Here is a 15,437-nt window from a genome sequence, read left to right as displayed (position 1 = left end):
CTTGCAGTTTACTTATTAGCTATTTATTTATTGATTATTAGCTTCTGGTTGAGTGTCTGTTGAATTTGTATTGCTTCCAGCGCCTAAATCTTTAATTGCTTGTGGAGCTGATTTCCATGCATCTGCTGCTGCTCCATTAGCTGCTTGTATACCTTCTGAATCTACTATTACATCGAATTTTAATCCCTTATATTTATTATCAGTGTTAATGCTTGTATCACTTTCAGTACCTGATGATGCAAAAGTTACACTCTCTAAAAGATTTGGTGTAGTTTTATTTGATTTAACTATCCCATTGTAATAATAATATCCATCTGTGCCTTTTATCCATTGACCACTTTGCTCTCCTAAATTTTTGCTAAAGTTTAATTTTATATTATCAGTACTTAAGTCATCACCTTGTACTTTGCCTTCTCCATCTTTCCAAACTTTAGTTATTTTTACTCTAATTAATTGATCATATGTAGCTTTATTTGTTACTGCAACATCTTTTTTCACTGTATCTCCTGGCAATAAATTTCCTGCATGTTCATGATCGAAATCCTCTTCTATTTTTATTCCTGAATCAGGATTATTAGAATTATCAGTACTTGCAGTAGAAAATGGGTTTGTTACTGAATCACTTGAAGTAAACCAAGCTAATGAACCTCCTACACAGCCTATTGCTAATGCTCCTGCGATACATAGTCCTATAATTTTTTTCTTACTCAAAATAATACCCTCCTAACATTTCAACTTAAAATTTCATTTTATAATTTATGTTATTTCTATATTTAAGACTAATTTAATTTTTAAATTAAGCTTTTTCTAATTTAAAATGTTTTTTTGAAATAATACTTATTAATGTTATAAATACAAGAACTCCTATTATACAAACTACCTTATTTTCTTGAATTGTTCTTGATATTCCACCAACATAAGGTATCTGAAAAATAACTTTTCCAACAACATTACTTGCCTCAAGCTTAACTGGATCTTGAACGTTATTTGCATCTCCTTTTGTAGTAAACTCTAGATTCCCATTAACTTTATCAATTTCTATAGCTCTATGAGTTGTTATATTACCAGTAATATCACTTCTAAAAGTTATAACATCATCTTTCTTTATGTCACTAGGATTAATCTCCTTAACAATAACTAAACTTCCTGGTTTAATAGTTGGATTCATACTTCCTGTTAAAATATCAAATGCTTTATACCCACCTACACTAAATCCATTTCCACTTTTCTTTGAAACAAATCCTATTAATAAAAACACCATAAGCAGTGTTAATACTCCATAAAATATAATATTATAAAAAATATTTATACCTTTTTTCATAAGATAATCCTTTTCTAATTTATTTTCTGCCTAGCACTGTATTTATACCACCATTTTTACATCTTTAACATATTTTTGGCGCCAATTACCATTTTTATTACGTAAATGTAAATAAATTATTCATACTTTATTCTTATTGTATTCCTATTTAAATTGGTGTAATATTGAATTTATCGTAGTTCAAACAGCCTGTTTAAGTAAAAAAGAACTCTGAAAAACACGTAATTTTTATTAATATTTCTAAAACAATCAATTAAGATAACATATATAAACTAATACTTAATTGAAACAAATTATAAACTTATCAAATAAAAGATATTATTTTAGAGGTGAAAAAAATGAAAAATAACAGAAGCAGAAAAATAATTAGTATAGTTTTAATTATTATAATAGTCTTTTGTGGACTAAAAATTTTTCAAAAATATCGTGGTTATTATGTAGATTCAAAAAACTATGAGAACTTAAAAACACTTTCTCCCTTAACTGATTCTGCTTTAAATGCAAATCCAAATGAAAATCAAGAAGATTCAACACATGAAAAGAATTTAAAGAATATAAATAGTGATTATGCCTTTTGGATAAAAGTTGATGGGACAAACATAGATTTTCCTGTTGTTCAAGGAAAAGATAATGATTTTTACTTAAAACATGACTTTAACAAAGAAAAGAGCTTTTCTGGATCTATATTCGTTGACTATAGAAATGATATAAATGAAGACCAAAACTTAATAATATATGGACATAACATGAGAAATGATACAATGTTTGCCCAAATGAAACAATTTAAAAACGAAAATTTCTTTAATGCAAACAAATATATAACTTTATATAGACATGGAGTAAAAAAACAATATGAAATATTCTCTATTTACTTAACCAATGCTAAAGATTTAAAACTTGTTCCTAAGTTTTCAAATAATGAAGAGTTCTACGATTATGAAAAAGAACAAGCTGAAAAATCAATATTTAAAAGAGATATAGAGTTTACTCCAGAAGATAAAATCATAACTTTAGTAACTTGTGGCTATGATTTTGATGATGCAAGAATAGTTGTAGTAGCTAAAGAGGTTTAATTTATAAAATAAGAGAAGATATACCCTATCTTCTCTTATTTAGCTTTATGTTTATAGTATTAAGAAATTTGTATCGCTAAGATCCCTAATAAATTATTTAATATATGTAGACTTGATGAGTACACTAAATTAAAATCTGATTTCCAATAGATTAATCCAAAAATCACTCCTGACCCTATATAAGGTAATACTTGAATTATTTCTGAAAAAGAATGTATATGAATTAATCCAAAAAGAAGTGATGATATTATCAATGTACTGATTGTTGGAATATATTTTTTTAAATTTCCCATAAGTATATTTCTAAAAATTAATTCCTCATTTAAAGGACCAATTATTATTGTTGTTATATAATAAAAAACAGCTGTTAATCCAGTTATATATTTTTGTGTTGATATTAATGATTCTTGATTACTACTCTGTTGTTTTATAAACATATCAAAAAATATATTTGACATATATATAGCTACAATACCTATTATTAGAAAAAATATAAACTTTAATGGCTTTTCTTTTATTTTTAAAAAACCCCTTATATAAATATCTTTATAAAAATATACTCCAATTAAAAGTACAAATATATGAAATAAACAGAAGGTATATAATGATGCTTTTATTAATAATTCATTATCTTTAAATATCATTTCCAATAGAGGCGTTTTAGGGAAAAGTAATATCAAAAGCATGTAAATAAAAATAAAAATTGAATTCTTATATATTTTCATAAAATACTCCTTTTAAATTTTAATTTTAAATTTATTTATTATCTCTAATAAAGATTTATCTTTAATAATTAATAAAATCAAAAAATAAATCAATGAATTTATAATCACTACAGCTAAAGTAAATAATAAGACTCCACTTATAAATTTACCTATAAAATACGTTATAGGTATGAATAATAATGATATAGCTAAATATTTAATCTTATCTATACTAAAAATATTGAAATTTAATTTCATAATAAACCTTATATATAAATATTCTAATGAAATAACAACTATATTAGCTAATAATGTTGTAATAACTGCATTTGTCTCATTGAAGTAGTTTGTCCAAATTAATACTATGTTTAATACTAAATTTATAAAACCACCTATAAATGTTATTTTTACTTGTTCTTTTTCTTTCCCTTTTATATACATAATTTGATTAACTAAAATAGCTTCAATCCCTATAGTAACTATGTATATAGCAAAAACTTTAAGTATTGGAATAGCATCCAAATATTTACTTCCACCATATATTAGTATTATTTCTTTTGCTAAAACAAATATCCCAATAGAAGCAGGAAAAAGAATTAAAAAATACATTCTTGAAATTTTATCCAATAAAGTTCTATATTGATCATGACCTTGATTTGCTATATAATTTGACATTCTTGGAATAGTTGCATAAATAACTGTAAGTAACAGAGTATTTATTATATTGCTTATACTTTGTGCTGTTGTATAATAAGCAACTGAATCCATTCCTATGTATTGACCAATAAAATATTTATCAAGTTGTGTGTATAAAACATTAGCATTAGACAATATAACAACTAAAAACATAGGTTTTATATGTTTTAGTAGTTTTAAATCAGAAAAATCAAAAGGTATTCTTTTTCTTATATATATAAAACTTACAATATTATTTAAAAAGGTAGATAAAACTAAAAGAATCATATATTCTTTTAAATTATTTGAAGTTCTAACAAGCATAAATAAGAAAATCACATAAATAATTCTAATTATTATAGTCTTTATTGTTATGAAATCATAATTTTCTAAGCCCTCATTTACCCATTCTGTATAAAAGATATTAGATAATAAATTAAAAGTTAATATCATGCATGTAACATATATTTCTGTTCCAGAATAATTTAATTGAACAAATACTATATATACAATAGTTGTTAATATATTTGTTATAAAAGTTAGGGTAAATAAACTAGTATATACCTGTGATAGCTTTTTGGGGTCATCTCTAACTCTACTTATTTCTCTCAATCCATATTGATAAACTCCAAAAGTAGCAAATATAAAAAAATATCCATATATTGTTTGAGAATAATTTACTGTTCCTATTAAGTCAGGTCCAAAAACTCTAAGGGTATATGGCCCTATAATTATTGGAACTACAACATTAAAAATATTTAATAAAAATTTGAATATTATGTTTTTTGATAGTGAATTTTTCATAATTTCTCCTCATAAAGAAACAATTCCATTTTTGAAATTGTCTAATACTCTTTATTTTTATTATTTTAAACTCATATTTTCTTACATTTATAAACAATATAGAAAAAAATATCATATTTATTTTAAAAATTCAATAAAATTTAATTATTTTTAAGGTTATGTTAAGATTTTACGCATTTTTATTAATTTCTATATTATTAATTATTAAAAGTTCAATTATTAAACTTCAATATTTTATACTTTACAAAATTAATAAAAAAAAGTTAAATATATGTTTTTTTAAATTCTTAGATATTTGTAAATAAACATTTCATTGGTTTATAATGATAGTTATACTAAAAACATTGTTTATTAATAGTATTTTTCTATTTATATTATTAATTTTATAGATATATAAAAATAATAAGGAGATGACTATTTTGCTTTTAAAAAATTTTAAAGATTATTCAGATGATGTTTTAAGCTACATAATAAAATCTCAGAAAATGCTATCTAAATGGATTTTTATTTTCTTTATCTCTTATGGTATTATAGCTTTTATGCTTGATATTAATACAAGTGTACTAATAATTCCTAACAAAATTGTGTATTTTTTAGAATGCATAATTTCATTATTAGGATATTACCTTTTTGGTTTTTACTTTAAAAAAAATAAGAAATATGCATTTATAAGTTCGTATTTAAACATATTTCTCATATTGTTTTTTTTAGAATTTCAATATTTTAATTCATATACCTTAATTATATGCATAATAATGGCTACTACAGTTACTATAATGGGACCAAGTGTATATTTCTTTTTTACTATTTTAGCTATTTTATCTATAGATACTTTTATTACTATTATGCATTACGGTAATACAGTATCAGCTCTACATATTTTTAATTACATACTAGACAATATTTTTGTCTTAAGCTTTTCAACCTGGATAAATATGTTCTTTTGCAAAATAAAATATACTGATATAAAACTTAAAAATGAACTAACTTATCTAAGTGAGACTGACGGATTAACAAAACTTCTTAACAGACAGGCTGCCAAAAATTTTGTTAATAAAAATTCTAAAATGGGCAATGATTCTGCTATGTTAATACTAGATCTTGATAATTTCAAACTAGTAAATGATAATTTTGGACATATGAAAGGTGATGATCTACTTAAAGAAGTTTCTTCTAATCTAAAAAAAATATTTAAAGATACGGATTGTATATCTAGATTAGGCGGAGATGAATTCATGATTTTCATACCTACTTTTAAAGATGAAGAGTATGTAATTAATAAGGCTAAAGAAATAATAAACTCTTTTCCTATTTATGTACATTCTGAAGAAGAAAAAATTGAAGTAACATGTAGTATTGGTATTGCACTTTCAAAAGATTGTAAAGATTCTTCATACGAAACCTTATACAAAAAAGCTGATTTAGCTATGTATGAAGCTAAAAATTCAGGTAAAAATCAGTTTATAATTTATACAGAAAAAGAGTTCTAGTAAAACTAGAACTCTTTATTTATGGTTGCGGGAGCAGGACTTGAACCTACGACCTTCGGGTTATGAGCCCGACGAGCTACCAACTGCTCCATCCCGCGATATTAAGTTACCTCTTTGGTATGTACTTAGTATATGCCTAATATCAGCATATGTCAAAGGTTATTTTCAAGAAATATATTCCTTATCAAGCTTAATACAACTAAGAGGCGCCTATAGCCCCATTACCTTTATTAAAACTTTTTTTAATTTTAGAGATATTTCTATTATATCTTAACATATTTTACTTAAGCCCTAATATTTTTCTTTGTTCTCTTATCAATGTAACTTCCATAATTGCTTAATAATATCCTTCTCACATCTGTGAATATATAAAATAAATAATATCCCCATACTCCACTCATAGTATTTAATATTATATCATTTATTTCAAAAAATCTTGCTGTATTTGGAATTACTAATGATAAAACTAATTGAGAAGTCTCCATAAAAAGAGCTATTACAAAACATATTTTAATTATATCTTTCAAATTTAATTTCTTGGAAAAATTAATACTGAATCCATTTTTCCAAAACTTATTTATAATACAGATAATTTTATTCCCTCTTTGATAAAGCAATGAATTCTGATTAAAATAACATAGAAAAAATGCCATTGGTGTTAATATAATTGAATTTCCAACTACCTGATATATTAGTCCAGATGCACCACCAGCTTTATATATCTCCATTAAGCTCCATATTGGTCTTAACCATATTTTAGGCATATTATAATGTAATTCATTTCCCCAAGCAAACTCCAAAGGAAAATATATTTTTGATGCAACACCTATTAAATATATACAAAACAAATCAAAAATAAAATTATCAAAGCTATATGCTTTTTTAGTTTTGCCAAATAAAACTGCATTTTTTTTATCTTCATTTAATATACATGCTCTTATAAAAATAAAAACTAAGATTCCTAAAAATAAAATTTGATTCTGAGAAATTACAATCATCTATTCTCCTTTTATACCATTTAATTCAAATAAAAACTTATATGTTAATTATAAACATAAATTGGGTATTTTAGTCAAAATAAATATATTCCATATCAAAGCATAATGCTCTAAGCTCCTAATAGCTTCATTGCTACTTCAAAAAATTTTTCAGTTTATTGAAAAATCTCTTATTAGCTCTATTTTAACTTAAAATAGAGCTAATAAAAAAGCGTTATATTAAAACTTAAAAGTTTCAATATAACGCTTTTTCATTTTATATTACTTATTTCTTTTATTTTTCTTTTTAAATTTTAATAATGATCCTAATGCTATAAGCGCAGCTCCTATATATGGTAATCTAACCGGAAGTCCAGTATTAGGTAATTTATTATTGTTCTCAACTAATTTAGGGTTAACTTTTACTATTCTTTTAACCTCTGTTTTGTTTCCATCTTTGTCCACTACTGAATATACTAGCTCATACTCGCCAGGCTTGTTTACATCTACAGCCCCTTTCACTTGAACCTTTGATGTTAAATCTCCATCTTCAGTGTCCTTAGCAGTAACTCCAGCCATAGGATCAAAGGCTGTTCCTTCTTTTATTTCTAAGTTATCTAATCCACTTATTACTGGTGAATCGTTGGTAACTACAGTTACAGTTATTGTCTTATTAGCCTTAGCTCCACCCTTATCTGTAACTTCATACACAACTTTATATTTTCCAGGAACCTTTGTGTTAACCTCATTAGTTACCACCTTTAAGCTTGATGTTAAGTCTCCATCTTCCTTCTCCTTAGCAGTAACTCCAGCTAATGGATCGAAGTCCTCTCCAGCTTTTATTGTTTTGTCTTCAACACTTATTGTTGGAACATTATTGATTTCAACTAATTTAGGGTTAACTTTTACTATTCTTTTAACCTCTGTTTTGTTTCCATCCTTGTCCACTACTGTGTATAATAGCTCATACCCGCCAGGCTTATTGACATCTACAGCCCCTTTTACTTGAACCTTTGATGTTAAATCTCCGTCCTCAGTGTCCTTAGCAGTAACTCCAGCCATAGGGTCAAAAGTTGTTCCTTCTTTTAGAACTAAATCCTCAGCTCCACTTATTACTGGTGAATCGTTACTAACCACAGTTACAGTTATTGTTTTACTTGTTTTAGCTCCACCCTTGTCTGTAACCTCATATACAACTTTGTATGTTCCAGGAACCTTTGTGTTAATCTCGTTAGTTACCACCTTTAAGCTTGATGTTAAGTCTCCATCTTCCTTGTCACTAGCAGAAACTCCAGTTAATGGGTCGAAGTCTTCTCCAGCTTTTATTGTTTTGTCTTCAACACTTATTGTTGGAACATTATTGATTTCAACTAATTTAGGGTTAACTTTTACTATTCTTTTAACCTCTGTTTTGTTTCCATCTTTGTCCACTACTGTGTATAATAGCTCATACTCGCCAGGCTTGTTTACATCTACAGCCCCTTTTACTTGAACCTTTGATGTTAAATCTCCGTCCTCAGTGTCCTTAGCAGTAACTCCAGCCATAGGGTCAAAAGTTGTTCCTTCTTTTAGAACTAAATCCTCAGCTCCACTTATTACTGGTGAATCGTTACTAACCACAGTTACAGTTATTGTTTTGCTTGTTTTAGCTCCACCCTTGTCTGTAACCTCATATACAACTTTGTATGTTCCAGGAACCTTTGTGTTAATCTCGTTAGTTACCACCTTTAAGCTTGATGTTAAGTCTCCATCTTCCTTGTCACTAGCAGAAACTCCAGTTAATGGGTCGAAGTCTTCTCCAGCTTTTATTGTTTTGTCTTCAACACTTATTGTTGGAACATTATTGATTTCAACTAATTTAGGGTTAACTTTTACTATTCTTTTAACCTCTGTTTTGTTTCCATCTTTATCTACTACTGTGTATAATAACTCATACTCGCCAGGCTTGTTTACATCTACAGTTCCACTTACCTTAACTTCTGATGTTAAATCTCCATCCTCAGTGTCCTTAGCAGAAACTCCTGTCATAGGATCAAAGGCTGTTCCTTCTTTTAGAACTAAATCCTCAGCTCCACTTATTACCGGCATATTCTCTTTTGTTGTATCTTCAAAGAAATTAAGCATTCTTCCTGTAAAGAAAACATCATTAGGATTTCCATAAGTATTAACAGCTTGAAGTTTAACAAACTTAGCTTTTGTTGGCTTAGATAAATTTAAAACCTTAAGGTTATAGTCATTTCTTAAGTTTCTTACTTCTCCAGACTTCTCCCAGTTAACTCCATCCATACTTGTATAAATATCTACATTCTTCAATATTCCATTATGTCCACTTGGTTTATACTCTATAGAAGTAACATATCTTGGTTTATCAAATTCTACAGCATAGAACTTATCACTTTCTCCCTTCCAAGTATTATGCCACCCTGTATTTATATTTCCATCTATCATATTTTTAGCAGCTGCATCCCCATTATTCTCTTGAGATGAATACTTATAAAGTGATACATTTTTTAGTTGTATATACTTTCTATTAGCTGGCTGATTATCTTCTGTAAAACTATACTCCACTGGCTCACTTTGCATCTTTGTTCCAGAGGCAATATATCTTACAAGAACCTTTTTATTTCCAAGTATTCTAGTGTTTTCTGCATCATATTTATTCCATGTTGCCCCATTATCTTCACTATATTCTAAATTTCCATTAAAGCCTCTAAATTGATTTTCAAGGTCATTAACATATAAATTTCTAGGTGCTTCATATTGAGTTATATCAATTTTGTATATTTCTGAAGTTCCAACAAGGGAAATTTGAATATCATCATCTTTATTTATTTTTTCAAGTTCTTCTTTACTTAAAGTTATTTCCTTTGCATCAGTTTCTTTTTTAGTTTGCCATCCATCTAAACTATATTCCCATCTTATTGATGAATTTGAATAAATGTCATTAATTTTAATCTTACCTGCATTTTCTCCGTCAAATGAGAATGTTGCAAGCTCTATGTTGTTTTCTCCCAACAAATGCTTTGCCATAGTTTTACATGCATTAGGTTGAACTGTATCCTTATCTGTAGCCATAGTAGCATTTTTTAGGGTCTTTGTTTTAAGCATATCAAAAATAACTTTATCTGATGCATTAGTTATATTTGGTTCAATAAGCTTCATAACATCTACAAATGGTAATGGGAAGAAAGCAAGGCCCTCTGCAACTCTTTTAGAAAGTTCTAAATAGTCGCTGCTTGTCTTATTACCAGCCTGTTTATATGCATTTATAAGACCAACAAGAGAATCAAGATTATAATTTTGAACTCCAAGTGCTTTATTGTAGATTTCTATTTGCTTTTCTGCATCATTTTTATAAACATCTGCAAGATAATTATAATACTGAGCTTTTATTAAATTATCATAATCATCAAGAGCTTTTTGAGCTAAAAGTATGTAGCTTACTGAATAGTATGAATCCCAGTCCTTAGATCCCCAACCTAATGGTAATCTTTCTCCTTTTTCAGACTGTACCCATCCTGAAATATCATTTCTAATATTCCATATTCCTTTACCTTCTGAATTTTGGCTATAAGTTAAAGTAGCTGCATGACCTGGTTGTCCTACAACAGCAGCTGGCATTCCAAAGACCTGAGAAAGATTTGCATAAGTTTTAGCTAATCCTCCACATACTGACCCTTCTTCAAATACCATCCATAGTTTATGTACTCCTCTTTTACCATAATCACTTAAAGAACTTATATTATATTTTTGATTCCATTTATCATAATTAGCTTCTTCATAATACTTGTCCTTATTATAGTTAAATCCTGATGTGTATGTTATATATGTATAGGCATCTAAATAATTACCTCCATTAGCTTTATTAGCCAATGCATGATTTACTAACCAATTGATTTCCTCATCATCAATTTTATTATCCATTACCCATCTCATAAGCTCTACTGGTAAATTCTTGAACAAATCAGTATTTCCACCTTGAGCCATTAATCCACTAGTATAAAGATTTTTGTAAATCTCATATCTTGTGCATGGATCAGAAGGCTTTGCATCTCCAGTCCAAAATCTTATAGTTTTTGCATGGCTAATTGATGTAGAAATGGCCATTTTTAAATATAATTCTCCATTTGCTTGATCTTCAAAATCACTCTTATGCTTTTCATAAATATCAGCAAAAGCCTTCATTGAAGTAGCATAACTTCCGCCACCTTCAATTTCTCCTCCAGTAATATAAAGTTTAAGCGCCTTATCATCATTCACAAACCAATTAATAGCATTTTCATATTTTGAACCTATTTTTGCAACTGACTGAATAGTATTAAATCCAACTCTCTTTACAAAGGTTCTCTGTAGTAATAACTTTTCATACTCTCCAGTTATAGGTGCATTAATATCATACTTACTCTTTATAAGCTGATCATAATATTCAACCTTTTTAACACCAGCTAAATACTCACTACTAATATCATAATTAGGTTTCATAATTCTTGGTGAGCCATAAACAGCATGATCATTTCCATTAGATCCATTATCATTTGCTGTTAGCTTTAAATATTTAGCTCCTTTAATGTCTACATCAATAAAAGCTGCATTTTTATTACCCTTTAAAACATCTGTTCTAGCTAATTCTGTCCATATTTTCCCATCATTAGATATAGAAACTGTAACCTTTATTCCATTTCCTTTATCCCACTGAGATCTATCAATTCCTACGTAGGTAGTAAACCTTGAGTACTCTTGAGAATACTTAGAAACATCATAAACAACATTTGAATTAGCATGTGCTCCAATTCCCTTGTCAAACTGAAGAGCTTCTCCATCAACATTTAAAGTTATTTTTCCACCATCAATATTTTGATTTATTCTAATGCTTCCCCATGAAGTATTAGACATATCTTTTACATATTCCAAATCTGATAAAAATAAATAATTTTCATTATTTTTATCATTTTGATTACGTACTATTGGATTGTTTTTAACACTTTCCTTTGCCAAAACAACACTTGAATCCTGTAATGGAAGAGAAGTAATCAAACATCCAGTTAAAAATCCACAAATTTTCTTTTTGTTATCCATAATTCCTCCAAAACTAAATATTAGGCTCTATTTTTAAAACATAATTGATTTATAGATATAAGCGAAATATAGCTAGAAATCAACCTCCACTTAAAACAAAGCTAAATATTAATATATCTTTTAATAAATAATCTTCACTTAATTTCAGTACAGTAATTTATATTTACTGTTGTAGTTTAATTGCAATTGATATATTTTATTTAATAATAATTTTTCATTAATTATAATATACCACTTCTATCCAGGCAAAATAATGAAATAATTATATATTATATAACTAAATCTTAATCCATCAAATTTTAATAATAAAACTCCTATTTAAATTTAAAATTTAAATAGGAGTTAAAAAAATAAAATAAACAGAATTACTTTTTTTCAATTTTTTTCTATAAAAAATATTTGATTCTTCATAAAAATTTAAATTTTTATTCATTTATAGCTTATAATCATAAATAAAAAAATTCATTTTTGCTCTTTGTCCATTAATATTAAATATATGTTCTTTTTCCTTTCGTCTTATCATTCCTTTATGCTCATAAAAACCATAATTACAGCTTGTGTCAGTAAAGAGATAAAACTCCTGAAGTTTTTCTTTTTTCATATAATCAATAACTTTTTCAAATAGCATTTTTCCTATCCCTTTACCACGACATGAAGAATCTATAGCAAACAATGCCAATTCTGCTGGATATTCTTTTCCACACTCTTGTAAAAGTTCTTTATCTATTCCATTTACACTTTCAAAAATCTTTGAAACCTTTCTTCCTTCTTTAGAAAGAAGTAATGATGTAACATGCTTTATATGTTGAAATTTTAATTCAAGAGGACACTTATGCTTAGCTTTGTTATTTGCAAGAATAATTCCCACTGGCTTTCCATTATGAAGCGCTACACAAGAAAAGGTATATCTTGTTAAACAACTGCTCAAAAAAACTCTAGCTAATTTACAAGCAGTTTCTGGACTACTAAAGTCATCATAATGCCAAGTTTCCCTAATAATATTTTCTAAAGCTTTAAAATCTTCTTTTTTATATTCTCTTAATATAATTTGCATACCCTACCATCTCCTTGTTGTTTATTTGAACATTTTCTATAATAAGGTATACAGTAACTGTAACGTCAACAAATAAAAGGAGAAAAAATGAATAAAAATTCTATTAAGTTAACCACAGCACAATTTGCTAAATTACACAATGTAAACAAGAGAACACTGCACTATTATGATAGTATTGGTCTATTTTCCCCTAACTCAAAGGGGGAAAATGGATATAGATATTATGATTTATCACAAAGTATGGATTTTGAATATATACTCATGTTAAAGGAGCTAAATATGAGTATTGAAGAAATCACAAAGTATATGAAAAACCCTACCCCTGAAAAATTTATAGATCTGGCAAATATTAAAGAAGAAGAAATAGATCAGCACATAAGAAAATTGACATATATAAAAAAAATAATACAAAAGAAAAAAAATCAAATAGAATTATGCAAAACAATAAACAACTCACAAGTTAAACTAATTAAATGCAAAAAGGAAAAGTTAAATTTTTTACCTTATGACTTTTCAGAGGATGATATATCTACCCTGTTTTCACATATTAAGACTCTTTGGAATATTGAAGAAATACGCATGGGGGTTGGAGGAGTGATTTCTGTTAAAAAAGTTATAAACAATGACTTTACAAAATATGATGGAATCTACACACCAGCATTAAAAAATACTCCAAAGGAAAATATTTTTTATAAACCAGAAGGAGACTATATTTGCTATTATCACAAAGGGACATGGGATACCTTGCCACAGGCATACAAAAAGATGCTTTCTTTTGCAAAGGAAAATAATTTAATATGCACAGGATATGCTTATGAAATAGGTATGAATGAATTTGCTATCTCCAAAGAAGAAGATTATATAACAAAAATTATGATTAAAGTTGAGGAAAAACTCTAAGCGAATTAAGAGTTAAAATTGATAAAATAAAATTCTACTGGATTCTTAAGCTTATTAATTTCACCATCTTTAACTTAAAGACTTTTTTCCTATTTATATACCTAAATATTATTTTAAACTAGGTTAATTTCTAGCTATAGATGAAAGACCATCTTAATGAGCAATTAGAGTTTCATTGTTTACGTAAGAATAATAGCGTTAAGAAGCGAAGCTGTTTGACCGAAGGGAGTTCTTCGCTTTAGATATTATTCTGGAGTAAACAATAGAAACTCTTTGTGAAATTAAGTTAGCTCTGAATATATAGCTAGAAATCAACCCCACTTAAAACATAGCCAATCTATTTAAAGTTTTTCATTCCAACACATTGCCATTTCCAGAAGTCTTTACACATATCTTCTAAGTTTTTCTCAGCCTTCCATCCTAACTCCTTTTCAGCCTTTAATGGATCAGCAAAGCTAATAGCAATATCTCCTGCTCTTCTCTCAACTATCTTATAAGGAATCTCCTTGCCTGATGCCTTTGAAAAAGCATTAATTATTTCTAATACAGAATATCCTTGACCAGTTCCTAAGTTATATGTGCTAACTCCTGAACCATCCTTTAACTTTTTCATAGCAGCCACATGCCCTTTGGCTAAATCCACAACATGTATATAATCTCTTACACCAGTTCCATCTGGAGTATTATAATCATTTCCAAAGACTCTTACATACTCTAACTCACCATCAGCAACCTTTGAAACATAAGGCATAAGATTATTTGGTATTCCATTAGGTAACTCCCCAATTAACCCACTCTCATGAGCTCCAACTGGATTAAAATATCTAAGTAATACAATGTCCCATGAATTATCTGATACATATATATCTCTCAAAATATCCTCTGTCATTGTCTTGCATCTGCCATAAGGATTTGTTGCAAAACCTGATTGAAGCCCTTCATGTACAGGGACAATCTCACTTTCTCCATAAACTGTAGCTGAAGAACTGAATATAAACTTCTTAACATTATGATTTTTCATAGCTGTTAAAAGATTTAAAGTTCATATAATATTGTTATTATAATATTCTAAAGGCTTTTCAACAGATTCTCCAACTGCCTTAAGTGAAGCAAAATGTATAACAGCATCAATCTTTTCATTTCTAAAAACAGAATCTATATCTTCAAAGTTTACTAAATCCCCTTCATAGAACTTAATTTTTTTCCCTGTTATATCTTCAACTATACCCTTAACTTCTTTTCTACTATTCACTAAGTTATCAATAACAACAACAGAATTACTATTATCTTTTAATAACTCTATTATTGTATGGCTTCCTATATATCCAATTCCACCAGTTAGTAATATATTCATTTTAATCGC

General features: G+C 27.6%; 10 protein-coding genes, 1 tRNA gene and 1 pseudogene. 3 read left to right on the top strand and 9 right to left on the bottom strand.

All coding sequences use genetic code 11. From position 1 onward, the window contains the following. Positions 1 to 27 precede the first annotated feature (27 nt). Positions 28 to 711 carry a BsaA family SipW-dependent biofilm matrix protein gene (locus ACQZHJ_RS03450; RefSeq protein ID WP_430484150.1) on the bottom strand — a complete coding sequence of 228 codons (684 nt, stop codon included), beginning with the start codon at positions 709 to 711 and terminating at the stop codon, positions 28 to 30. An 85-nt stretch (positions 712 to 796) separates the two neighbouring features. Then, positions 797 to 1,321, bottom strand: a complete 525-nt coding sequence (locus tag ACQZHJ_RS03445) for a signal peptidase I (protein ID WP_430484149.1) — start codon at positions 1,319 to 1,321, stop codon at positions 797 to 799. A 338-nt stretch (positions 1,322 to 1,659) separates the two neighbouring features. On the opposite strand from ACQZHJ_RS03445, the gene srtB reads away from it, so the two are divergent. Beyond that, positions 1,660 to 2,394 (top strand): class B sortase, encoded by a 735-nt coding sequence (gene srtB / locus ACQZHJ_RS03440; RefSeq protein WP_430484148.1) that lies wholly within the window; start codon positions 1,660 to 1,662, stop codon positions 2,392 to 2,394. A gap of 59 nt (positions 2,395 to 2,453) precedes the next feature. Here the strand turns inward: srtB and ACQZHJ_RS03435 are convergent, their stop codons facing one another. After that, on the bottom strand, positions 2,454 to 3,119 hold the full coding sequence (locus tag ACQZHJ_RS03435; protein ID WP_430484147.1) for a CPBP family intramembrane glutamic endopeptidase: 666 nt from the start codon (positions 3,117 to 3,119) through the stop codon (positions 2,454 to 2,456). Positions 3,120 to 3,131: 12 nt separating this feature from the next. Then, positions 3,132 to 4,577: a flippase gene (locus ACQZHJ_RS03430; protein WP_430484146.1), complete on the bottom strand. Its 1,446-nt coding sequence runs from the start codon at positions 4,575 to 4,577 to the stop codon at positions 3,132 to 3,134. Between the two features lie 419 nt (positions 4,578 to 4,996). On the opposite strand from ACQZHJ_RS03430, the gene ACQZHJ_RS03425 reads away from it, so the two are divergent. Then, positions 4,997 to 6,067, top strand: a complete 1,071-nt coding sequence (locus ACQZHJ_RS03425; RefSeq protein ID WP_430484145.1) for a GGDEF domain-containing protein — start codon at positions 4,997 to 4,999, stop codon at positions 6,065 to 6,067. Between the two features lie 22 nt (positions 6,068 to 6,089). Here ACQZHJ_RS03425 and ACQZHJ_RS03420 read toward each other — a convergent pair. The 4 genes from ACQZHJ_RS03420 to ACQZHJ_RS03405 all read right to left on the bottom strand — a co-directional run bounded on the left by ACQZHJ_RS03420 (position 6,090) and on the right by ACQZHJ_RS03405 (position 13,174). After that, a tRNA-Met gene (locus ACQZHJ_RS03420) sits at positions 6,090 to 6,165 on the bottom strand. Positions 6,166 to 6,351: 186 nt separating this feature from the next. Beyond that, positions 6,352 to 7,065, bottom strand: coding sequence for a VanZ family protein (locus ACQZHJ_RS03415; RefSeq protein ID WP_430484144.1), 714 nt, complete (start codon positions 7,063 to 7,065; stop codon positions 6,352 to 6,354). A gap of 261 nt (positions 7,066 to 7,326) precedes the next feature. Next, positions 7,327 to 12,120 (bottom strand): immunoglobulin-like domain-containing protein, encoded by a 4,794-nt coding sequence (locus tag ACQZHJ_RS03410; RefSeq protein WP_430484143.1) that lies wholly within the window; start codon positions 12,118 to 12,120, stop codon positions 7,327 to 7,329. 433 nt (positions 12,121 to 12,553) lie between these two features. After that, a complete protein-coding gene (locus ACQZHJ_RS03405) occupies positions 12,554 to 13,174 on the bottom strand; it encodes a GNAT family N-acetyltransferase (protein ID WP_430484142.1) in 621 nt (206 codons plus the stop codon). An 87-nt stretch (positions 13,175 to 13,261) separates the two neighbouring features. On the opposite strand from ACQZHJ_RS03405, the gene ACQZHJ_RS03400 reads away from it, so the two are divergent. Beyond that, entirely contained in the window at positions 13,262 to 14,074 is an 813-nt protein-coding gene (locus ACQZHJ_RS03400; RefSeq protein ID WP_430484141.1) for a MerR family transcriptional regulator, read from the top strand. A gap of 337 nt (positions 14,075 to 14,411) precedes the next feature. On the opposite strand, the pseudogene galE reads toward ACQZHJ_RS03400, so the two are convergent. Continuing rightward, a pseudogene (galE, locus tag ACQZHJ_RS03395) lies at positions 14,412 to 15,428 on the bottom strand (UDP-glucose 4-epimerase GalE). Between the last annotated feature and the right edge of the window lie 9 nt (positions 15,429 to 15,437).

The organism is Clostridium sp. B9, assembly GCF_050509515.1.
Taxonomy (GTDB): Bacteria; Bacillota; Clostridia; order Clostridiales; family Clostridiaceae; genus Sarcina.
This window is presented reverse-complemented; position numbering and strand designations above follow the sequence as displayed.

What these genes read in the sequence shown, in the direction of transcription:
- ACQZHJ_RS03415 (WP_430484144.1), bottom strand. Translation starts at nt 7,065, where the DNA reads ATGATTGTAATTTCTCAGAATCAAATTTTATTTTTAGGAATCTTAGTT.
- srtB (WP_430484148.1), top strand. Translation starts at nt 1,660, where the DNA reads ATGAAAAATAACAGAAGCAGAAAAATAATTAGTATAGTTTTAATTATT.
- ACQZHJ_RS03410 (WP_430484143.1), bottom strand. Translation starts at nt 12,120, where the DNA reads ATGGATAACAAAAAGAAAATTTGTGGATTTTTAACTGGATGTTTGATT.
- ACQZHJ_RS03405 (WP_430484142.1), bottom strand. Translation starts at nt 13,174, where the DNA reads ATGCAAATTATATTAAGAGAATATAAAAAAGAAGATTTTAAAGCTTTA.
- ACQZHJ_RS03445 (WP_430484149.1), bottom strand. Translation starts at nt 1,321, where the DNA reads ATGAAAAAAGGTATAAATATTTTTTATAATATTATATTTTATGGAGTA.
- ACQZHJ_RS03400 (WP_430484141.1), top strand. Translation starts at nt 13,262, where the DNA reads ATGAATAAAAATTCTATTAAGTTAACCACAGCACAATTTGCTAAATTA.
- ACQZHJ_RS03430 (WP_430484146.1), bottom strand. Translation starts at nt 4,577, where the DNA reads ATGAAAAATTCACTATCAAAAAACATAATATTCAAATTTTTATTAAAT.
- ACQZHJ_RS03435 (WP_430484147.1), bottom strand. Translation starts at nt 3,119, where the DNA reads ATGAAAATATATAAGAATTCAATTTTTATTTTTATTTACATGCTTTTG.